This is a genomic window from Azospirillum picis, from assembly GCF_017876115.1.
GTDB classification, from domain to species: domain Bacteria; phylum Pseudomonadota; class Alphaproteobacteria; order Azospirillales; family Azospirillaceae; genus Azospirillum; species Azospirillum picis.
In genome coordinates, this window is the sequence record NZ_JAGINO010000004.1 from 82,418 (window position 1) to 102,415 (window position 19,998).

17 protein-coding genes and 2 tRNA genes are annotated in these 19,998 nt (G+C 67.6%); 13 read left to right on the forward strand and 6 right to left on the reverse strand.

Going from position 1 to position 19,998, the window contains the following annotated elements; all coding sequences use genetic code 11:
* Positions 1-67: 67 nt before the first annotated feature.
* Positions 68-868: a response regulator gene (locus J2850_RS07705; protein ID WP_209980319.1), complete on the reverse strand. Its 801-nt coding sequence runs from the start codon at positions 866-868 to the stop codon at positions 68-70.
* Positions 869-1,881: 1,013 nt separating this feature from the next.
* Here J2850_RS07705 and J2850_RS07710 point away from each other — a divergent pair.
* Together J2850_RS07710 and J2850_RS07715 are read left to right on the forward strand one after the other, a co-directional pair.
* Positions 1,882-2,385 (forward strand): hypothetical protein, encoded by a 504-nt coding sequence (locus J2850_RS07710; RefSeq protein WP_209980321.1) that lies wholly within the window; start codon positions 1,882-1,884, stop codon positions 2,383-2,385.
* 399 nt (positions 2,386-2,784) lie between these two features.
* Positions 2,785-4,419 (forward strand): AMP-binding protein, encoded by a 1,635-nt coding sequence (locus tag J2850_RS07715; protein WP_209980323.1) that lies wholly within the window; start codon positions 2,785-2,787, stop codon positions 4,417-4,419.
* Between the two features lie 43 nt (positions 4,420-4,462).
* On the opposite strand, the gene J2850_RS07720 is transcribed toward J2850_RS07715, so the two are convergent.
* Positions 4,463-5,326: a ChbG/HpnK family deacetylase gene (locus tag J2850_RS07720; RefSeq protein WP_209980325.1), complete on the reverse strand. Its 864-nt coding sequence runs from the start codon at positions 5,324-5,326 to the stop codon at positions 4,463-4,465.
* A gap of 94 nt (positions 5,327-5,420) precedes the next feature.
* Positions 5,421-6,356, reverse strand: coding sequence for a DMT family transporter (locus tag J2850_RS07725; RefSeq protein WP_209980326.1), 936 nt, complete (start codon positions 6,354-6,356; stop codon positions 5,421-5,423).
* A gap of 399 nt (positions 6,357-6,755) precedes the next feature.
* On the opposite strand from J2850_RS07725, the gene J2850_RS07730 reads away from it, so the two are divergent.
* From J2850_RS07730 to oxlT, 8 genes are all read left to right on the forward strand, one after another.
* The gene (locus J2850_RS07730) at positions 6,756-8,354 is read left to right on the forward strand and encodes an ABC transporter substrate-binding protein (protein ID WP_209980328.1); all 1,599 of its coding nucleotides are present in this window, start codon (positions 6,756-6,758) and stop codon (positions 8,352-8,354) included.
* Positions 8,355-8,605: 251 nt separating this feature from the next.
* Complete coding sequence (locus J2850_RS07735; protein WP_209980330.1) at positions 8,606-9,616, forward strand: ABC transporter permease subunit; 1,011 nt, start codon at positions 8,606-8,608, stop codon at positions 9,614-9,616.
* 9 nt (positions 9,617-9,625) lie between these two features.
* Positions 9,626-10,549, forward strand: a complete 924-nt coding sequence (locus J2850_RS07740) for an ABC transporter permease subunit (RefSeq protein ID WP_209980332.1) — start codon at positions 9,626-9,628, stop codon at positions 10,547-10,549.
* Positions 10,550-10,553: 4 nt separating this feature from the next.
* Positions 10,554-11,555: an ABC transporter ATP-binding protein gene (locus tag J2850_RS07745; RefSeq protein WP_209980334.1), complete on the forward strand. Its 1,002-nt coding sequence runs from the start codon at positions 10,554-10,556 to the stop codon at positions 11,553-11,555.
* Complete coding sequence (locus J2850_RS07750) at positions 11,555-12,568, forward strand: peptide ABC transporter ATP-binding protein (RefSeq protein ID WP_209980336.1); 1,014 nt, start codon at positions 11,555-11,557, stop codon at positions 12,566-12,568. Before J2850_RS07745 ends, J2850_RS07750 begins: the two co-directional genes overlap by 1 nt.
* A gap of 117 nt (positions 12,569-12,685) precedes the next feature.
* Entirely contained in the window at positions 12,686-13,174 is a 489-nt protein-coding gene (locus J2850_RS07755; protein ID WP_209980338.1) for a YajQ family cyclic di-GMP-binding protein, read from the forward strand.
* A 191-nt stretch (positions 13,175-13,365) separates the two neighbouring features.
* Entirely contained in the window at positions 13,366-13,773 is a 408-nt protein-coding gene (locus J2850_RS07760) for a hypothetical protein (RefSeq protein ID WP_209980340.1), read from the forward strand.
* Positions 13,774-14,298: 525 nt separating this feature from the next.
* A complete protein-coding gene (oxlT, locus tag J2850_RS07765; RefSeq protein ID WP_209980342.1) occupies positions 14,299-15,594 on the forward strand; it encodes an oxalate/formate MFS antiporter in 1,296 nt (431 codons plus the stop codon).
* Between the two features lie 29 nt (positions 15,595-15,623).
* Here the strand turns inward: oxlT and J2850_RS07770 are convergent, their stop codons facing one another.
* From J2850_RS07770 to J2850_RS07780, 3 genes are read right to left on the reverse strand one after another with little or no spacing between them, the layout of a single operon-like run.
* Positions 15,624-16,514, reverse strand: a complete 891-nt coding sequence (locus J2850_RS07770) for a S49 family peptidase (protein WP_209980344.1) — start codon at positions 16,512-16,514, stop codon at positions 15,624-15,626.
* A gap of 49 nt (positions 16,515-16,563) precedes the next feature.
* On the reverse strand, positions 16,564-17,355 hold the full coding sequence (locus J2850_RS07775) for a tRNA1(Val) (adenine(37)-N6)-methyltransferase (RefSeq protein WP_209980346.1): 792 nt from the start codon (positions 17,353-17,355) through the stop codon (positions 16,564-16,566).
* Positions 17,352-17,558, reverse strand: coding sequence for a putative signal transducing protein (locus tag J2850_RS07780; protein ID WP_209980348.1), 207 nt, complete (start codon positions 17,556-17,558; stop codon positions 17,352-17,354). Before J2850_RS07780 ends, J2850_RS07775 begins: the two co-directional genes overlap by 4 nt.
* Before the next feature lie 100 nt (positions 17,559-17,658).
* Here J2850_RS07780 and J2850_RS07785 point away from each other — a divergent pair, with 100 nt between their 5' ends.
* From J2850_RS07785 to J2850_RS07795, 3 genes are all read left to right on the forward strand, one after another.
* Positions 17,659-18,675 carry a polyprenyl synthetase family protein gene (locus J2850_RS07785; RefSeq protein WP_209980351.1) on the forward strand — a complete coding sequence of 339 codons (1,017 nt, stop codon included), beginning with the start codon at positions 17,659-17,661 and terminating at the stop codon, positions 18,673-18,675.
* A gap of 132 nt (positions 18,676-18,807) precedes the next feature.
* Positions 18,808-18,884 (forward strand) — tRNA-Pro (locus J2850_RS07790).
* A gap of 251 nt (positions 18,885-19,135) precedes the next feature.
* Positions 19,136-19,212: transfer RNA gene (locus J2850_RS07795), tRNA-Pro, on the forward strand.
* Positions 19,213-19,998: the final 786 nt, after the last annotated feature.

Genomic DNA, 19,998 nt, shown 5'->3' on the forward strand with positions numbered 1-19,998 from the left:
TCGTACTCCTCTGGCCCCGGCGCCAGCCTGTCGCTTTACGCCGCCCCTGCGGGCCGGTCGCGGCCCCTCAGTGGGGCTGCGCCGTCTCGCGTGCGTCTTCCGGCTGGGGCATGAAGACGGCGCGGGTGATCGCCTGCTCGATCTGGTCGCGGGTGAACGGCTTCGGGATCACCGGACCCAGATGCTCCAGGCCATGCTTGGCCAGGTCGTCGGGGAATGCGGTGACGAAGATCACCGGCAGGAAGCGCCGGGCCCGCAGTTCGCGCGCCACCTCCAGGCCGTTGTCGCCGTCGGCGAGGCGGATGTCCATCAGGGCGAGCGTCGGCCGGTGTTCGGCGGCCAGCGCCAGCGCCTCGTCCATCGTCGCGGCGTTGCCACAGACGATATGACCCATGCCGCGCACGGTTTCCGCCAGATCATACGCGATGATCGCGTCGTCCTCGACGATCAGGATGGTGGCGGTCAGCCGGGCCCGGACACGCTCGCGGGCGTGGTTCAGCCGTTCCATCGCCTCTTCCGGCGGCAGATCCAGCACGGCGGCGGCATCGCCGACGGGCAGGTCTTCCAGGTTGACCAGCAGATACAGGCGACGGTCCAGCTCGTCCAGCGTGGCCAGGGCGGACTCGACGGGATGGTAGGGCGCGATGGAGGGCGGAAGGCCTTCCTCGTCCTGCAGCTTGTTCAGATGGCGATAAAGCAGGCCGCGGGAAAGGTCGGATTTCCCGTCCTCGACCTCGTCGGCCTCGAGATACCACTCTAGGGTTCGGGTAACCAAGGCGTCCCCGCGTCCGTTCGTCCCGGTCAGCGCGCGGGCGTAGCGGCGCAGGTAGGGCAAATGCTGCATGAAGTGACCGGTGTACTGCTCCATCTCTCTCCCCGTGCCTTTTCTGCGGCGCGTGTTCCTGGCTTCCGGCTCCGGACCGCTGTCCCGACTGGCGTCGGGCGCGGTCGGCGCCTCTGGTGGCATCCACCGGGCCGCTGCGCCCCGGCTGGCATTTCCGGCTGGCATCACGGCGGTGCTTGCGCTGCCGAACGTGACGCCGTCCCGAAGAACAGACTGACGCATCCCGACCCGCAACGGTCGAATTCATATGGCGCAGTCCACGGCCAATCGGGAGTGAACCCGAAAGATTTATTGGAGATACCTGCTTTGGATTACTCCGCAGAGATAGTTGCGGAGTCTGGAGGCTCATGCCTGAAGGGCAGGGATGCGGCGGCCGCTTCCGTCCCTCATAGGGGGAACCGGATGTAGAGTCTTAACCGTTCGGAAAGGCTTAGCTGCGCACTCTGGTATCGCCCTCCGGCCCCGGCATCGGGTGCGCGAGGGCAAGGCGAGTGTTCCCGATCCTCGAACGCGCCGGCCTCCCCCAGGCCGGCGCGTATTTCTTTCGGCGACATTCTTCCGGGGCGCGGTTCTTGTCGGCAAACGCCGGTCGGCGGCGCGCCCCGTTCATGGTCTCTGCTCCCAGGAACCAATCCCGGCCCGTCCTGTTTGGAATGGCACTGGTGTGATTCCTCCCTGAACCGCCATAACCTGACGCCGCCGGATGCCGCCGCACAACAGCAGGACGGCGCCGGCGGCGGAATTTTTCGGGCGCTTCCTTCCTGCCCGATCCCGGCTTGGCGGGGCGGATGCGGTACGGTGAGCGCGGGGCTGCATTTCCCCGGCCGTGTTCCCGCCGTCAATCGGTATTCGTCACAAGCCGGGGCTTGCAACGGGTTTAATCGGGCGTTAAGGACATCGGCTCACGGTTTGCGGTGCAAAGGGTGTACGGCGCGGACGGGCCTGCACCGGCCCCCAAGCAGTCGGTTCCGCCTCGCAGGCTGCCGCATCGGGTCCGGGTTTCTCGCATGGAAGAGCAAGATTTGGATCGGTCCCTGATGGAGGGCATCCCGCCGGACGAACTGGCGGATTATTCCCGGTGGCGCGAGCGCGTGCAGGGAACGAACATTTCCGAAAAGACTTTGCTGGCCACCGACTATCTCAATCACTTCAACGAAATCGTGATGCTGATCGAGATGATCCCCGACATGCCCGACATGTTCGAGGAGTGCCTGATCTGGCAGCCTAAGACTTATTCCGAGCATTTCCACGACAGCGGGTTTTCCGACCGGAAGCTGGCCATCGAAGCCTACGAGCATGTGCCGTCGAAGTTCCGGCGGCCGTTCGAGGATACCATCGCCCAAGCCCACCAGGTCATCGGCCGCACCCTTGAGCGCATGCGCACCGACATCGACGGCGGTGATCCGGAAAAGCTGCGTCTCGACTGCCAGTCCTCGGCCGCGATGATCCACCGCATCATCCAGGTCGCGAACGGGATCATTCACGGCACCGCCCATGTCATGGAACAGGACGAGATCGACCAGTATCTGCGGAATGGCTGATTGCCGCCATAAAAACCTGTCCATTTGGAATGCAACGCGGGTCTGACCAACAGAAATTCGCCGTTTTCCGACAGTTGTCCCGGCAGGAATGGCGATTGATGGTGCATCCACCATTCGTTCGTTGCATGGCTCATCCTCCTCACCCGGCACTATAGTTGGGGCATAAAGAAAAGACGGGGGCGTAAGCACACGTCCTCCGCGGGGGGAGATGGAGCATTGCCCATGAAGGGATGCGCTTTCGCGCCGGCCGATGGCATGGTCGTGTCTGAACCGCGTGTGTGGCGGCCAGGTCCGCTCGCCGATCATGCACCCCTTGCCGTTCCCATCATCCAACGCACAGAGGGGCAACGCACAGAGGGCCAGCGCCCAGATGGCCAGCGCGGCGAGGGTGTGCCGGCGATGGCCAGGACCGGACATCGGGACGGGTTCGCCCGCGACCGCCTCCCGCCTCCCTCCCAACGCCCCGACCTGATTCTCGACCGTCCGGAACTGCGGTATCCGGAGCGGCTGAACGCCGCCTCCGCCCTGATCGACGGTTGGCGCGACCGTGGCTGGGACGAGCGGCCCTGCCTGATCGGCGGCGACGGCGACGTGTGGAGCTACGGGCGCATGCGCGACACCGTCGACCGCATCGCCCGCGTGCTGACCGAGGATTACGGGCTGGTCACCGGCAACCGCGTCCTGCTGCGCGGGCCGAACACGCCGATGCTCGCGGCCTGCTGGCTTGCGGTCATCAAGGCCGGCGGCGTCCTGGTGCCGACGATGCCGCTGCTGCGGGCGCCGGAACTTGCGGACATGCTGAAGCGCGCGTCGATCGACATGGCGCTGTGCGACACCCATTTCCTGGACGATCTGGAGGAGGCTGCGGCGCCGTCGCTGCGCATCGTCGGCTTCCGCAACGGCGAGCTGGAGCACCGCATCGCCACCAAGCCCGCCGGCTTCACGGCGGCTGACACCGCCAACGACGACGTGGCGTTGATCGCCTTCACCTCCGGCACCACCGGCACGCCGAAGGCGGCGGCGCACCTTCACCGCCATCTGCTGGCCATTTCCGACCTGTCGCCGCGCTCGCTGCTCGGGACGAGGCCGGACGACGTGTTCTGCGGCTCTCCGACGCTGGCCTTCGCCTACGGCATCGGCGGCCTGCTGCTGTTTCCCCTGCGCATCGGCGCCTCGGTCATCCTGCTGGAGCGCGGAACCGCCGACCGGCTGCTTGAGGCGGCCACCCGCCACAGGGCGACGATGATGTTCACGGTGCCGACGGTCTATCGCGGCATGATCAGCCGGATGGCCGAGGACCCGGCCCTCGTCGAGGGGTTGCGGTCGCTGCGCCTGTGCGTTTCCGCCGGCGAGCCGTTGCCGCAGCAGACCTTCGAGGGCTGGCGGGAGGCCACCGGGCTGGAGATCCTCGACAGCCTGGGCACCACGGAGCTTCTGAACGCTGTGCTCCACGCGGTGCCGGGCGATGTCCGTCCGGGCTCCACCGGGAAACCGGTTCCCGGCTACGAGGCGATGGTCGTCGACGACCAGTTCCGCCGGGTTCCGCCCGGCCAGGTCGGGCGGCTGGCGGTGCGCGGGGCGACAGGCTGCCTCTACCTCGACGATGCGCGCCAGGAAAGCTATGTCCAGCAGGGCTGGAACCTCACGGGCGATGCCTTCCACGTCGATGAGGACGGCTTCTTCTGGTACCACGCCCGCACCGACGACCTGATCGTTTCGGCCGGCTACAAGATCTCGGGCCTTGAGGTCGAGAACATCCTGCTGAGCCACGAGGCCGTTCAGGAATGCGCGGTGATCGCCGCCCCCGATCCCGTCCGCGGCACCATCCCCAAGGCCTTCATCGTCCTGCGTGACGGCCTCCATGCCGACGATCATCTGGCCGAGGAACTGCAGGGCTTCGTCAAGGAGCACATCGCGCCCTACAAGTACCCGCGCGCCGTGGAATTCCTTGATGCCCTGCCACGGACGGAAACCGGCAAGGTCCAGCGCTTCAAGCTCCGCCGCCGTGCCTGGGAGCCTGAGGACGGGCGGTGACAGGCGGCGAGCCGGCTTTCGGGCCGGCGTTCCGGCGGGCGGCTCAGGGCGGCAGCCCGCCGAACCGGCTCAGCCTGATGTTGCGGTGGTCCAGCAGGGCGGCGAAACCGGGACTCCTGAGATAGTCGTATTCGGCGCGGCGCGGCTCGACGAGGCTGTCGACCCGGCGCAGCTCCTCGTCGGGCAGGCCGGGATGGACCATCACCAGGGGGCGGCCGGACAGGCCCTCGGTGAAACGCGGCATCAGCTCGGCAAAGGGCCGTGCGTTCGCGAAATCATAGATCCCGCCGAAGCGGTTGTTGGCCGGGATGCCACGGTCCCGCACCATGCGGGCAAGCCCCCTGCCGAGCCCCCCGATCAGCAGGGCCTTCGGGACTGCGACCCCCCGGCGCAGGATCGCCGTCGCCGGTTCGGCGCACAGGCGGACATAGGCGCCGGGCAGGGCGGCCAGCGCCTCCACCACCGCGTCGCGGATGCCCGGCAACTGATGGATATGCTGGTGGCCGTCGATGTAGTCGGGCGGCGCTCCCCAGGCATCGGCGAATGCGGCGATCTGCCGTGACAGCTCGTCACGGATTTCGGCGCGCGCGGCCGGACCGGACAGGCGGCCGGCGTAGGCCCATCCCATCAGCCGTCCCAAGGCCGGCAGCGTGCCTTTGGGAGCCAGCAGCGGCATCGCGCCCAGCGGCGGCTGGTCGGTCAGGGTGAAGTGCAGGCCGACATCGGCCTTTTCCTTCAGGTCGCGCAGGGCGGCGGCACCCGGCCGCCAGTGCGGGCACAGGCTCATCACCGAGGTCGCGGTGAGGCGGCCGGCGGCGATCAGCTCGCGGATGGCGGCATTCACCCCGGGTGCCAGGCCGTAGTCGTCGGCACAGAGCAGCAGTGCGGTCGGTGGAGTGGGTGGCATGGGTGACGGGGCTCGATTGCGGAGGGCTGACGCAGGATAGGTGGGGAGACGGCCGCGCCAGACAATCCGCAGGCCGGCCGATCAGGCAGCCTCGTCAGCCGGCCTCAGCCGCCGCAGGCGCCACCGGGCCGCGGGCGGGCAGGGTGGCGAGGGTCACGCCGGGCAGCACCAGCAGCACGCCCACCAGGTGGAAGCCCTGCAGCGGCTCGGACAGAAGCTGCCAGGAGGCGAGCGCCGCCCACAATGGCGAGACGTACAGCGCGGTGGAGGCGCGTGCGGCCCCCATCATCTCGATGGTTTTCTGGTAGGCCAGCAGCGCCAGGACCGACGCGAACAGCGCGACCCCGACGATCGACAGCACGGTCGCCGTCGTGAAGGGCACCGACCGCACGGCCACGGTTTCCCAGGCATAGAAGGGCGCCAGAACCAGCACTCCGGCCAGCGCGTTGGCCGCGAAGGCGGTGACCACCGGCAGCGGGGCGCCGGACTGCCGCAGGAGGATGGTGTAGACCGACCACGACACCGCACCGGCCAGCACCAGCAGGTCGCCGCCGTTGAAGGAAAGGCGCAGCAGCGCTTCCAGGTCGCCGCGGGCCAGGATCGCCAGCACGCCGGTCATCGCCAGCAGGATTCCCAGCACCTGCCGGGACCGGATCGCGTCGCCCAGCCACACCGCGGCCAGCGCCAGGATCATCGCTGGACTCGTCGCGTAGATCAGGCTGGCGTTGGTGGCGCTGGTGCGCTGCAGTCCGTAATAGACCACCGCCCCGGAAATGCCCTGCCCCAGCACGCCGAGGAGCAGGTAGCGCTTCCAGTCCGCCCGCAGGCGGTGCCGGTGCGCCAGCAGACCCGGCAGGGCGAAGGGCAGCACGATCAGGAAGGCGATCAGCCAGCGCCAGAAGGCGAGCCCGACCGGCGGCACCAGGGATGCTGCCGCCCTGCCGACCACGGGGTTGGCGGCCAGCAAGGCCGACCCGGTCAGGTAGAGGCTGTAGGCGGCCAGCGGACCGGAGCGGAACGGGGTGGGCATCGATCGGTCATGCTCGCGGTGGACGGCGACGCCGTGGGGGCGACCCTAGCATGGCCACCGATACCACCTTGCACGACGGCGCTGCATGGCTGCCCCCTACCGTGTCCTTCCCGTCGCGGCTTCGCGGGCTGCGAGCGGGATTGCTGATTCGGTGGGGAAGGAGGCTTCCCTTTCGGTCAACCGGATCATCGGCTTTGCGGCTCTTTCGTTTCCGGGCCCGGTTTCGTGCCCCCAGCGTCGTAATGTCGCCATAAAATCAGCCGCATGGTACGCTATAGCCACATATGCATGTTGGCGTTGACAGGCGCCTTGGGCACGCGCCAAATGGCGGCACTATTTCCAAAGGCGACTTGGCAAATTCCACTTCAACGCTTCAACCGGAATCGGGAGGCAAGACGAATGAAGCGCATCCTGCTGGGTGCCGGGCTTGGTATGGCCGCGGCGCTGGCGCTGACGGCGCCGGCCCAGGCCGCGAAGACCCTTGTTTATTGCTCCGAGGGTAGCCCCGAGAACTTCAGCCCGATGTTGAACACGACAGGCACCAGCTTCGATGTTGCGCTGCCCGTTTACAACAACCTGGTCCAGTTCGAGTATGGCGGGACCAAGGTGGTGCCGGGCCTTGCCGAATCCTGGACGATCTCCGACGACGGCCTGACCTACACGTTCAAGCTGCGCGCCGGGGTGAAGTGGCACAGCAGCAATGACTTCAAGCCGACCCGCGACCTGACCGCCGACGACGTGCTGTTCACGTTCGAGCGCCAGTGGAAGCCCGAGAACGCCTATCACAAGGTGTCCGGCGGAGCCTACGACTACTTCAACGACATGGCGATGCCCAAGCTGTTGAAGTCCGTCGAGAAGGTCGACGACCTGACGGTCAAGGTCACCCTGAACACGGTCGAGGCGCCGTTCCTGGCGGATCTCGCCATGCCGTTCATGGCGGTCATGTCGTCGGAATACGCCCAGGCGCTGCAGAAGAAGGGCACGCTGGAGAAGATCGACCAGGTTCCGATCGGCACCGGCCCCTTCCAGTTCGTCGCCTACCAGAAGGACGCGGTGATCCGCTACAAGGCGTTCGAGCAGTATTGGGGCGGCCGCCAGAAGCTGGACAACCTCGTCTTCGCCATCACGCCGGATGCCGCCGTCCGGCTGGCCAAGCTCAAGGCCGGCGAATGCCAGATCATGCCCTACCCGAACCCTGCCGACATCGACGCCATGAAGAAGGATGAGTCGATCGTCGTGCAGCAGCAGGAAGGGCTGAACGTCGGCTATCTCTCCTTCAACGTCACCAAGAAGCCGTTCGACGACGTGCGGGTCCGCCGCGCCGTCAGCATGGCGATGGACAAGAAGGCGATGGTCGAGGCGGTGTACCAGGCGGCCGGCGTGCCGGCCAAGAACCCGATCCCGCCGACCATGTGGTCCTACAACGACTCCATCGAGGATTATCCCTACGACGTCGAGCGGGCCAAGAAGCTGCTGGCCGAGGCCGGCTACCCCAACGGCTTCGAGACCGACCTGTGGGCGATGCCGGTGCAGCGCCCCTACATGCCGAACGCCAAGCGCATCGCCGAGATGATGCAGGCGGACCTCGCCAAGGTCGGCATCAAGGCGAAGATCGTCCAGTACGAGTGGGGCGAGTACCGCAAGCGCCTGCAGGCCGGCGAGCATCAGCTCGGCATGATGGGCTGGACCGGCGACAACGGCGATCCGGACAACTTCCTCTACACCCTGCTGGGGTGCGAGGCGGCCCGTCCGGGCGGCAACAACCTGTCGAAGTGGTGCAACAAGGAGTTCGACGACCTCGTCGTCCAGGCCAAGCGCACCAACGACGTGGCCGCCCGCACCAAGCTGTACGAGCAGTCGCAGGTGATCTTCAAGGAGGAGGCCCCCTGGTACACCGTCGCCCATTCGGTGGTGTATGTGGGCCTCGCCAAGAACGTCGTCGGCTACAAGATGGACCCGTTCGGCGTCCACCGCTTTGAGAGCGTCGACCTGAAGTGAGGCCGGGTCGCCCCGGAACCCGGGGGGACGTGGACTCTGTTGCCGCGGGGATGGGCAGGCGTTGACGGCCGATCCCCGCACTCTTCCGCTTGACGGGAGAGGATGCCGGGCCGTCTTTCGAGAGCCATCGTCCCGTTCCGGCGAGAGCCGGGACGGGACAGGGGGGCACGGGCCTCCGACGGAACGGGGCGTTGTCGAGGCAGCGCTCCGTTCCAGTATTCACCGCAGTTTTAAAAAATGAGTTCCCGTCGATGCTTCGCTTCATCCTGACGCGGGTGAGCCTGGTGATTCCGACCTTTCTCGGCATCACCTTCCTGACCTTCATCCTGATCCGGCTGGTGCCCGGCGACCCGATCGAGGTCCGCACGGGCGAGAGAGGCATCGCGCCCGAACGGCTGGCTGCCCTGCGCCACGAGATGGGGCTCGACCGGCCGATGTGGCAGCAGTTCCTCGACTATGTCGGAAATGTGCTGCACGGCGATTTCGGCCTGTCGCTGATCACGCACAATTCGGTGCTCGGCGAATTCCTCACGCTGTTCCCGGCAACGCTGGAACTGGCGATGTGTGCCATGATCTTCGCCACCCTCGTCGGGCTGCCGGCCGGCATCCTGGCGGCGGTGAAGCGCGGGTCGGCCTTCGACCACGGCGTGATGGGCGCCAGCCTGACCGGCTATTCGATGCCGATCTTCTGGTGGGGCCTGCTGCTGATCCTGTTCTTCTCGGTGCAGCTCGGCTGGACCCCGGTGTCCGGGCGGCTGGACCTGGTCTACTACGTGGAGCCGACGACCGGCTTCATGCTGATCGACACGCTGATGGCCGGGGATTACGAGGCGTTCCGCTCGGCGCTCGGCCATCTGGTGCTGCCGACCATCGTGCTGGGAACGGTTCCGCTGGCCGTGGTGGCGCGCATGACCCGATCCGCCATGCTGGAGGTTCTGGGCGAGGATTACATCCGCACCGCCCGCGCCAAGGGGCTGGCCGACAACCGGGTGATCGGGCTGCATGCCCTGCGCAACGCGCTGATCCCCGTGGTGACCGTCATCGGCCTGCAGGTCGGCACGCTGCTGGGCGGCGCCATCCTGACCGAAACCATCTTCTCCTGGCCGGGCGTGGGCAAATGGCTGATCGAATCGATCAACCGCCGCGACTATCCGGCGCTCCAGGGCGGGGTGCTGCTGATCGCAACCTCGGTCATCCTGGTCAACCTGCTGGTGGACGTGCTCTACGGCGTCCTCAACCCCCGCATCCGTCACGCGCGGTGAGGCGAATCCATGTCCACTGAACTCTCGACCACTCCCGAACCCGCCGCCGATCCGGCCATTCCGGTATCGCGCCCGCCGCATCCGCTGGCCGAGTTCTGGTATCACTTCAGGCAGAACAAGGGCGCGCTGGGCGGCCTGGTGGTGATCCTGGCGATCGCCGTCATTGCCCTGTTCGCCGGGCTGATCGCGCCGCACGACCCCGACATCCAGTACCGCAGCGCCATCCTGACGCCGCCGGTCTGGCAGGAGGGGGGAAGCTGGACCTTCATCCTCGGCACCGACGACATCGGGCGCGACATGATGTCGCGGCTGATGTACGGCGCCCGCCTGTCGATGCTGATCGGCCTGATCGTCGTCACCCTGTCGCTGGCGGTCGGGCTCGGGCTCGGGCTGCTTGCCGGCTTCTTCGGTGGCATGACCGACGTCCTGATCATGCGCGCCATGGACATCCTGCTGGCGCTGCCCAGCCTGCTGCTCGCCGTCGTGGTCGCCGCCATCCTCGGGCCGGGGCTGGTGAACGCCATGCTGGCGGTGTCGGTGGTGGTCATTCCCCATTACGCCCGCCTGACCCGCGCCGCCGTGCTGGCGGAGGTCAACAAGGATTACGTCGTCGCCTCGCGCGTCGCCGGCGCCGGTCCGGTGCGGCTGATGCTGATCGTGGTTCTGCCGAACTGCGTGGCGCCGCTGATCGTGCAGGCGACGCTGGGCTTCTCGACAGCCATCCTGGATGCGGCGGCGCTCGGCTTCCTCGGCCTGGGCGCCCAGCCGCCGACGCCGGAGTGGGGCACCATGCTGGCCTCCTCCCTCCAGTTCCTCCAGCGCGCGCCCTGGGTCGTCACCTGGCCGGGCGTGGCCATCCTGGTGACCGTGCTGGCCTTCAATCTGTTGGGCGACGGACTTCGCGACGCGCTCGACCCCAAGCTGAAACGTTGACGCCATGCCTCTTCTCGACATCAAGAACCTGTCGGTCGAGTTCACCACCCGCGCCGGCACCTTCCGCGCGGTGGACGGGATCGACCTGACCGTGGACGAGGGCGAGGTCGTCGGCATCGTCGGCGAGTCCGGCTCCGGCAAGTCGGTGACCTCGCTGGCCGTCATGGGGCTGCTCGGCTCCAACGGACGGGTGGTCGCCGACCGGATGATGTTCGCCGGCCGCGACCTGCTGACCATGTCGCCCGGCCAGCGCCGGAAGATCACCGGCAAGGACGTCGCCATGGTCTTCCAGGAGCCGATGACCAGCCTGAACCCCTGCTTCACCGTCGGTTTCCAGATCATGGAAACCCTGCGGGTGCACGAGGGGCTGTCCGGAAAGGCGCTGCGCAGCCGTGCCATCTCGCTGCTGGAGCAGGTCGGCATCCCGGCGCCGGAGACCCGGCTGTCGGCCTTCCCGCACCAGCTCTCCGGCGGCATGAACCAGCGCGTGATGATCGCCATCGCCATCGCCTGCAACCCGCGCCTGCTGGTGGCGGACGAGCCGACGACGGCGCTGGACGTCACCATCCAGAAGCAGATCCTCGACCTGCTGGTCCAGTTGCAGCGCGAGCGCGGCATGGCGCTGATCCTGATCACCCACGACATGGGGGTGGTCGCCGAGACGGCGCAGCGCGTCGTCGTGATGTATGCCGGCCAGGTGGCGGAAACCCGCCCGGTGGACGCCCTGTTCGAAAAGCCGCGCCATCCCTACACCGGCGCCCTGCTCGACGCCCTGCCGGAGCGCGCGCTCGGCAAGCGCCGGCTGCCGACCATTCCGGGCATGGTGCCGGGCATCGCCGACCGTCCGTCGGGGTGCCTGTTCAGCCCGCGCTGCCGCTTCGCCGACGTCCGCTGCCGCGCCGAGCGGCCGGCGCTGTTCGACGTCGACCAGGGCCGCGCCCGCTGCTTCTACCCGCTTGCGGACGGACAGCACGCCGCCGGGGACATCCCTGGGGAGGTATTCTGATGAGCATCGAGACCCACAGCCCGGTGATCGAGGCGGAAGCCGACCGGTCGGTCGTGCTGGAAGCCCGCGACCTGCGCAAGCATTACGCGGTCAAGCGCGGCGCCTTCAAGCCGATGGCGACGGTCAAGGCGCTGGACGGCGTGTCCTTCCGGCTCCAGGCGGGCAAGACGCTGGCGGTGGTCGGCGAGTCCGGCTGCGGCAAGTCGACGCTCGCCCGCTCTGTCACCATGATCGAGCCGCCGACCTCGGGGGAACTGCTGTACGACGGCCGCGACGTCGTCGGCCGGAGTGCCGCGGAGATGAAGGAACTGCGCCGCACGGTGCAGATGGTCTTCCAGAATCCCTACGGCTCGCTGAACCCGCGCAAGACCGTTGGCTCCATCCTGACCGAGCCGCTGGTCATCAACACCGCCATGGAAAAGCACGAGCGGCGCGAGCGCGCGGTGGCGATGATGGGCAAGGTCGGGCTCCGTCCCGACCAGGTCGACCGCTATCCGCACATGTTCTCCGGCGGCCAGCGCCAGCGCATCGCCATCGCCCGCGCCCTGATGCTGAATCCGCGCGTCGTCGTGGCGGACGAGCCGGTGTCGGCACTCGACGTGTCGATCCAGGCGCAGGTGCTGAACCTGATGATGGACCTGCAGGAGGAGCTGAACCTCGCCTACCTGTTCATCTCCCATGACCTCAGCGTGGTGCGGCACATCGCCGACTCGCTGATGGTCATGTATCTCGGCAAGCCGGTCGAGCATGGCGCGAAGGACGTCGTCTTCACCCGGCCGCGCCATCCCTACACCCGCATCCTGCTGGCCGCCACCCCGCGGGTGAATGCGGGTCTCCGCAGCGAGCGGGTGGTGCCCAAGGGCGAGTTGCCGTCGCCGCTCAACCCGCCGCCGGGCTGCGCCTTCCACAAGCGCTGTCCCTTCGCGACCGAGCGCTGCGCCGCCGAGGTGCCGCCGCTGCGCCCAGTCGACGAGCGGCTGGTCGCCTGCCACTATGCCGAAGAGATGAACTGAGGTCCGGGCCGGGCCGGGGAGGAAGGCCGCTGTTGAGTGCGGCGGCCGTCTTCTTTACGGTGCGGCCGATCCATCCGGCCGATCCGGTCAAAGCCGTTTTTCAGGGAGTAAGCCGCCATGCCGTCGTTCGACATCGTGTCCAAGACTGACGTCCACGAGATCGACAACGCCATCGCCGGCGTCCGCCGCGAGATCGAGACGCGGTTCGATTTCAAGGGCTCGAAATGCACCGTCGAGCGCATCGAGAACGACATCACGCTGCTGGCCGACGATCCGACCAAGCTGGAGCAGATGCAGGAACTGCTGCGCGTCTATGTGACCCGCCGCAAGCTCGATGCCGCCGCCCTCGATTTCTCGGCGAAGCCCGAACGGGCCGCCGGCGACGCGCTGCGCCATGTCGTGACCGTCAAGCAGGGCATCGCGCAGGATCTGGCCAAGACCATCGTCAAGGGGATCAAGGACAGCAAGATGAAGGTCCAGGTCTCGATCCAGGGCGATGAGCTGCGGGTGACCGGCAAGAAGCGTGACGACCTCCAGGACGCCATCGCCCTGGTCAAGCGGCTGGGCATCGAACAGCCGCTTCAGTACCAGAACTTCCGCGACTGACCGTCGCCCCGCAGTCCGGCGGCTGGGCAAGCCTTGCCCGGCCGGCGGGTAACTTCTGCCGGGTGGCTGGGAATTTTTTGCCGGGCACAGGGCCGCGGAGCCGCGAAGGCTCCTGCGGCCCTTTGCCTTTCACGGTGGCGTGACTCTTGCTTCGTGGTTGGCGTTCGCCACGAGCCGCAGGGGATGGTCCCATGTCGATGATGGCCAACAGCGAGGCCACGCAAGCCGTGCGCATCAGGGCGGAAGACGTCCTGGAGCGCAAAGGGACGTCCGCGTCCCGGCAGGCGGGGGCGCTGGCCGGCCAGTTCGCGGCGATGCTGGAGACGCTGAACGGCGTCGGCGAGGGGGGCGCCAGCGCGGTCGACGGCGCCACTGCCGTTGACGGCGGCGTGATGGCGAACGCGCAGCCTTCCGTTCGGCTCGGCGTCGGCGCCGTGACGCTGTTCGCCCAGGACGAGGGGCAGTCCGCCCAGGTCGCGGTGCCCGACCCGCAGGACCCCAACACTGCGCTCCAGGTCGTGGAGAGCGCCATCCAGTCCGGTGACGGCTCCAACTTCCGCTGGCTGACGACGCTGCTGACGCAGAATTCCGCGGCCTGACGGCCGGGCCATCCCAACAGGGCAGGGCGGCGGCGGGGATCCGGTTGCCGCGAACTCCACTGGCCATGTCCTCGGGTGCCCGGTCGATGCCGATTGCTCTATGCCGGTCACTCGGTCCGCTGTTGGCCGGCGAGAGCCGGGATGAGGCCACGCGCTGCATGGGCTCCCGCCGGCGTGTAGATGTTGATGCACGCCATTTCGGACGGTTCGGACAATGACCGGCGCGGTGTGCGGGCGGGGATGTGCAGTCCCTGGCCGGCCGTGATGCGGTGATCATCGGCGTTGCCGCCCATGGGCGCAAGGGAGGGATGGCGGAACCCCGGCAAGGACGGAGCGCCGGAAAGCCAGGAATCCTGCCGGAATTCCACCATGTGGGAAACGGCTGCGGATACCGTATCCGGTATTTGGGATACTGAATGTTCGGGTCCACACTCATCCCCATGCGGTGCCCGCCCCGTCGCGGATCGGACTGACGTCGCGCATCCCCCGGCCCGGGCACCCCCACGCTCAATGGGATTATGGGGCATGACCACAGAGACGACCGAGAACAACGGTCTTCTGACCAACAAGTGGATCCAACTCAGCGTCGGGCTGGTGTGCATGGCGATGATCGCCAACCTCCAGTATGGCTGGACGCTGTTCGTCGATCCCATCGACGCCAAGCATGGCTGGGGCCGTGCAGCGATCCAGATCGCCTTTTCCGTCTTCGTCTTCACCGAAACCTGGTTGGTCCCCGTCGAGGGCTGGTTCGTCGATCGCTATGGCCCGCAGGTCGTGGTGCTGGTCGGCAGCCTGCTGGTCGGTGCCTCCTGGGTGATCGACTCGATGGCATCCTCGCTGGCGGTGCTCTACACCGCGGCGGTGGTGGCCGGCATCGGCGCCGGCTGCGTCTACGGCACCTGCGTCGGCAATGCGCTGAAGTGGTTTCCGCACCAGCGCGGATTGGCGGCCGGCATCACTGCCGCCGGGTTCGGTGCCGGGGCGGCGGCGACGGTGATCCCGATCGCCAACATGATCGCCAGCGCCGGGTACGAGCATGCCTTCCTGGTCTTCGGCATCGGCCAGGGGGCGGTGATCTTCCTGATGTCCTTCTTCCTGCGCAAGGCGCCCAAGACCGCCGGCCCGGCCCGCAAGTCCGGCCTGATGCAGACCAAGGTCGACCATCCGCCGGGCCGCGTCATCCGAACGCCCGTCTTCTGGCTGCTCTACGTCATGTTCGTGATGGTGGCCTCGGGCGGGTTGATGGCGGCGGCCCAGATCGCGCCGATCGCCCACGACTTCCATGTCGCCGAGTCGCCGATCGCGCTGTTCGGCATGGTTCTGCCGGCGCTGACGCTGGCCATTTCGCTCGACCGCGTGCTCGACGGCGCCGGCCGGCCCTTCTTCGGCTGGGTGTCGGACCGGATCGGCCGAGAGAACACCATGTTCATCGCCTTCGGCACCGCCGCGGTCGCCATCATCCTGGTGACGCAGCTCGGCCGCAGCCCGGTGCTGTTCGTAGCCTTCACCGCGCTGTTCTTCTGCGTCTTCGGGGAGATCTATAGCCTGTTCCCGGCCACCGCCGGCGACACCTTCGGTTCGAAGTTCGCGGCGACCAACGCCGGCATGCTCTACACCGCCAAGGGAACGGCGGCGCTGCTGGTGCCGGTCAGCAGCCTGATCGCCGCCCATTTCGGGTGGGCCGCGGTGTTCTACATCGCCGCCAGCTTCAACTTGGTGGCGGCGATCCTGGCGCTGTTCGTGCTGAAGCCGCTGCGCGCCACCTTCCTGCAGGCCGACGACTACGGCATCCAGGCCGTCGGCGTGACCGCCGACCGGTAAAGGCCGGCGCTGACGGCGGCGCGGCCGGGCTACAGCCCCAGCCGCGCCCAGGCCAGCCGTTCCTCGACGGCGCTGAGCGCCGCGGCCGGCAACGCTTCCACCGCCGATCCGAGCGCCCCGGCGTCCAGCGCCGGGGCGCTTGCGAGTCGCGCCCGGAAGCGCAGGCGCGACATCAACCCGCGCTCCGCCTGAACCACCCGCAGCCGGACCTTCTCCCCGAAGCGGCCGCGCATCACGGCGCGCAGGTCGCCCAGCCCGTCGATCAGCCCCAGCTCCTTCGCCCGTCGCCCGGCCCAGAAGGCGCCGGAGAACAGTTCCTCGTCCGATCCGGCCAGCCGGGTGCCACGCCTCGCCCGCACCATCGCCTTGAAGGCCTCGTGGATGTCGGCCTGCAACGCCTTGAGATGGGCGACGCCATCCTCCCGCTCCGGCAGGAAGGGGTCGAGCAGAACCTTCTTGTCGCCGGCGGTATAGAGCCGGCGCTCGACGCCATGCCGCTCCAGCAGTGCATGCAGCCCAAAACCCGAAGACACCACGCCGATCGATCCGAGGATGGAGCTTTCGTCGGCCCAGATCTCGTCGGCGGCGCAGGCCAGCCAGTATCCGCCCGACGCCGCCGCATCCTCGCAGAAGGCGAAGACCGGGACCTTCTTCTCCTCCGCCAGATCGCGGATGCGCTTGGCGATCAGCGCCGACTGAACCGGCGAGCCGCCGGGGGAGTTGATGATCAGCGCCACCGCCTTCTGGCCCTTCGGCGCGAAGGCGCGCTCCAGCAGCGGGGCGACGGTCGCGAGGCTCAGGCCGGGGCGCAACGCGCCGCCCGTGCCGATGATGCCGGACAGGCGGACGACGGACACCATCGGCCCGGCCTTGCGCCAGGGGCCGAAGGGGAGTTTGGCGAGGAAGGATCGTAGGCTCATACCGCCAGAGATGGGACGGAAGTCCGTGGTTTAAAAGGCTCCGCCCCCGCTAAAACACCAGCGCCCCGGCGTCGCGCAGCACCCGCGCCGCCTCGGTGCTGTAGCCGCCGTCCGCGCCGTGCACCACCAGGCCGGCGGCGAGGCGCGCCGGCGCCCTCCCGCCCTTGCGGGCGATCACCAGCAGGCGCTTGGCGTCCTGTCCGGGCCTGGGCCACAGCGGCGCCAGGACCAGGCTCCCGAACCGGCCTTGCAGCGCCGCCAGGATGTCGTCGATCCGGTCGGCGCGGTGGACCATCGTCAGGCTGCCGCGCGGCTTCAGCATGCGGGAGGCGAAACGCACCCAGTCGGGAAGCCCGGCAGCCCCTTCGACATTCGCCGCCGCCTTCCAGGCGTCGGGAGGGTGGCTGGCGGCATCGGACCTCAGGTAGGGCGGATTCATCATCACCCGGTCGAATCCGCCCGGCGCCAGGCCGTCCGGCGGCGCCAGCAAATCCCCCTCCACCACGGCGACCTGCTCGGCGAGGCCGCTCAGCGCGGCGTTGCGGCGGGCGAAGCCGCAGGCGTCGGCCCGCTGCTCCAGCCCGACCACCGTCACGCCCGGCACCCTCGCGGCGAGACACAATGCCGCGGCGCCGGTTCCGGTGCCGACGTCCAGCACCCGCTCGCCGGCGGTAGCGGCGGTCGCGGCCGCCAGGAAGACCGGATCGATGGCGGCGCGGTAGCCGCTTGCGGGCTGCAGCAGCCGCACCCGGCCGCCCAGCAGGAAATCAGGTGAAAGGGAGTCGGGCGGAAGCCCGTCCGGCGGCAGGGCATCCGGCCGGGACTCGGACGCGCCGTTCATGCCTCGCCCGCCTCGCGCAGGATGCGCATCGCGCGGTTGGCATCGTCGGCATCGACCATCAGCCGCCTCGGGATGGCGCCGATCGATCCTTCGAGGATGCTGGTGTGGGTGTCGAGGATCACGGCCTCGATCCCGGCGTCCGCCAGCAGGGCGACCAGCCAGGACAGGCGGACGGGGTCGGTGGTTCGCAGCAGTTCGGTCATGGCGTCTCGAAAGAACGGTCCCCTGCGGACTTGACCGAAGAGGCTAGGCCGTTATGCTCCCTAGCGCAATTTCTGGCGTCAATCACCCGTGGAGTCGACCTTGGCGGTCGTGACCAACTTCGAGCCCAAACGGCGCAAGTCTAATCCGCTCGACGACCTGACCGCTCTGGTGGCCGAGGACCTCAGCGCAGTCAACCAGATCATCCTCGACCGGATGCAATCTTCGGTCGAGATGATCCCGCAGCTCGCCGGCTACCTGATCGCGGCCGGCGGCAAGCGGCTGCGCCCGGTGCTGACGCTCGCCGCGGCCAACATGTGCGGCTACAAGGGGGAGCATCACCGGCTGCTGGCCGCGGTGGTGGAGTTCATTCACAGCGCCACGCTGCTGCACGACGATGTCGTCGACGAAAGCGACCTGCGCCGCGGCATGGCCTCGGCCAACGCGGTGTTCGGCAACAAGGCGAGCGTTCTGGTCGGCGACTTCCTGTTCTCCCGCGCCTTCGAGATGATGGTGGAGGTGCAGTCGCTCGATGTGCTGCGCATCCTGTCCGGCGCCTCGGCCATCATTGCCGAGGGCGAGGTCCTGCAGCTCCGCACCACCAACGACACCGAGACCAGCGAGCAGGCCTATCTTGAGGTCATCAAGGGCAAGACGGCGGAACTGTTCGCCGCCGCCTGCCGCGTCGGCGCCGTCGTCGCCGCCCGCCCGCAGGCGGAGGAGATGGCGCTCTACGATTACGGCATGAACCTGGGCATCGCCTTCCAGCTTGTCGACGACGTGCTGGACTATTCGGCGCTTCAGGCCAAGCTGGGCAAGACCGTCGGCGACGATTTCCGCGAGGGCAAGATCACCCTGCCGGTGGTCCTGGCCTTCCGCCGCGGCAACGACGAGGAACGCGCCTTCTGGCGCCGCGTCATGGAGGATCTCGACCAGAAGGACGGCGACCTCGAACGGGCGCAGTCGCTGATGGCCCGCCACAACGCGCTGAAGGACACGGTGGAGCGCGCGCGCCATTACGGCTCGATCGCCCGCGACAGCCTGGGCCTGTTCAACGACGGCCCGATCAAGCAGGCGTTGCTGGAAGTCATTGATTTCGTGATCGATCGCGACTTCTGACCGTCGCCGGGACGGGGAGGGCGCAAGCCCGAAACTTTTTGGCGCCGCCGCCTCTTTTTGCGTTGCGCCCCCGTCCGGGACCGTTTATACACCCGCTCCACCGGCGGACGACACATCCGCCGGTGACTTGATCGGAGAGTAGCTCAGCCTGGTAGAGCACTGCTTTCGGGAGGCAGGGGCCGGAGGTTCGAATCCTCTCTCTCCGACCAACAGAACAAGGGCTTCCGGAGTGATCCGGGAGCCCTTTTCCTTTTCCCCGCTCGGGAGTTTTCCCACGGGAGTTTTCCTCGGAACTCTTTCGGAATTTTCCTCGACAAACCGGGGCCGCGCGCCGGCCGCTTCATGTGTTTCCGGCATGGCAAAAATGCGGTGTCCTGACTGTGACTTTGCATTGCGCACCCGGACGGAAACGGTTATACACCCGCTCCACCGGCGGACGACACATCTGCCGGCGACTGATCGGAGAGTAGCTCAGCCTGGTAGAGCACTGCTTTCGGGAGGCAGGGGCCGGAGGTTCGAATCCTCTCTCTCCGACCATAGTCCCTGACGGGACCAGACACTTCGGGCACCCCTCGTGGGTGCCCGAAGTGCTTTCCGGGGATGCTTTTCCCCCGGCCCCCCTCATCGCAGCCGTCATCCCGTCACCTCCACGCCGCCATGATGCGGTCCGGGCGCCGTCCCGCGTGCACGCCGGACGGTGAGTGCAGGCGCGTCGGCATCGAGCAGGCGCGCTCGTTGAAACCACTCTCACCATTCCGGCAGCGGACGCTCGTGTTCACTGTCTGACAACGCTGGCCGCGCATCCGGCACCTCTTCTCCGGGGGAGGACGACCGGGAAAGGGACGAGCTCCCGGCGGCCCACAAGCATGGCCCGAGCCCTGACATAACCAGATCACCTGTGGCCCATCTGTTTGGAGCCTCACCCAAAACCGCGGTCCGGGGCATTGAAGCCGTCGGTTTCGCTCAAAACCAGACTGGTTCTGATCCCCACTCCAAGCCCCGCCAGTCGTCGGGCACGGGAAAGCGCATGGATGCCGCCGCAGGAGCATTCGGTTGCTGCCGGATCGGAATTTGCCGGACCCCGATTTCTGTCGGGCTGGAGCCGTCTCCCGCGGCAGGACGCCGGGTGCGGCAGTCGAGGAGCCACCGAACCCACCGCTGCATCCACGGGCAAGATACGCAGCTCCGACGTGCGCCTGCCGCTTGTGTCCGGCGATCGGCGAAGATTGCTCCAGCCGTGCGAGAAACGGGGCACGCGTGGAACAGGCCCCGTGATTGATGGCATCGCCAAATAAATTGTCTTGCGTAAGAGTTTTTCTATTA

Excerpts from the sequence above, each read along its gene's own strand:
- J2850_RS07705 (WP_209980319.1), bottom strand. The coding sequence starts at position 868 with ATGGAGCAGTACACCGGTCACTTCATGCAGCATTTGCCCTACCTGCGC.
- J2850_RS07710 (WP_209980321.1), top strand. The coding sequence starts at position 1,882 with ATGGAGGGCATCCCGCCGGACGAACTGGCGGATTATTCCCGGTGGCGC.
- J2850_RS07715 (WP_209980323.1), top strand. The coding sequence starts at position 2,785 with ATGGCCAGGACCGGACATCGGGACGGGTTCGCCCGCGACCGCCTCCCG.
- J2850_RS07720 (WP_209980325.1), bottom strand. The coding sequence starts at position 5,326 with ATGCCACCCACTCCACCGACCGCACTGCTGCTCTGTGCCGACGACTAC.
- J2850_RS07725 (WP_209980326.1), bottom strand. The coding sequence starts at position 6,356 with ATGCCCACCCCGTTCCGCTCCGGTCCGCTGGCCGCCTACAGCCTCTAC.
- J2850_RS07730 (WP_209980328.1), top strand. The coding sequence starts at position 6,756 with ATGAAGCGCATCCTGCTGGGTGCCGGGCTTGGTATGGCCGCGGCGCTG.
- J2850_RS07735 (WP_209980330.1), top strand. The coding sequence starts at position 8,606 with ATGCTTCGCTTCATCCTGACGCGGGTGAGCCTGGTGATTCCGACCTTT.
- J2850_RS07740 (WP_209980332.1), top strand. The coding sequence starts at position 9,626 with ATGTCCACTGAACTCTCGACCACTCCCGAACCCGCCGCCGATCCGGCC.
- J2850_RS07745 (WP_209980334.1), top strand. The coding sequence starts at position 10,554 with ATGCCTCTTCTCGACATCAAGAACCTGTCGGTCGAGTTCACCACCCGC.
- J2850_RS07750 (WP_209980336.1), top strand. The coding sequence starts at position 11,555 with ATGAGCATCGAGACCCACAGCCCGGTGATCGAGGCGGAAGCCGACCGG.
- J2850_RS07755 (WP_209980338.1), top strand. The coding sequence starts at position 12,686 with ATGCCGTCGTTCGACATCGTGTCCAAGACTGACGTCCACGAGATCGAC.
- J2850_RS07760 (WP_209980340.1), top strand. The coding sequence starts at position 13,366 with ATGTCGATGATGGCCAACAGCGAGGCCACGCAAGCCGTGCGCATCAGG.
- oxlT (WP_209980342.1), top strand. The coding sequence starts at position 14,299 with ATGACCACAGAGACGACCGAGAACAACGGTCTTCTGACCAACAAGTGG.
- J2850_RS07770 (WP_209980344.1), bottom strand. The coding sequence starts at position 16,514 with ATGAGCCTACGATCCTTCCTCGCCAAACTCCCCTTCGGCCCCTGGCGC.
- J2850_RS07775 (WP_209980346.1), bottom strand. The coding sequence starts at position 17,355 with ATGAACGGCGCGTCCGAGTCCCGGCCGGATGCCCTGCCGCCGGACGGG.
- J2850_RS07780 (WP_209980348.1), bottom strand. The coding sequence starts at position 17,558 with ATGACCGAACTGCTGCGAACCACCGACCCCGTCCGCCTGTCCTGGCTG.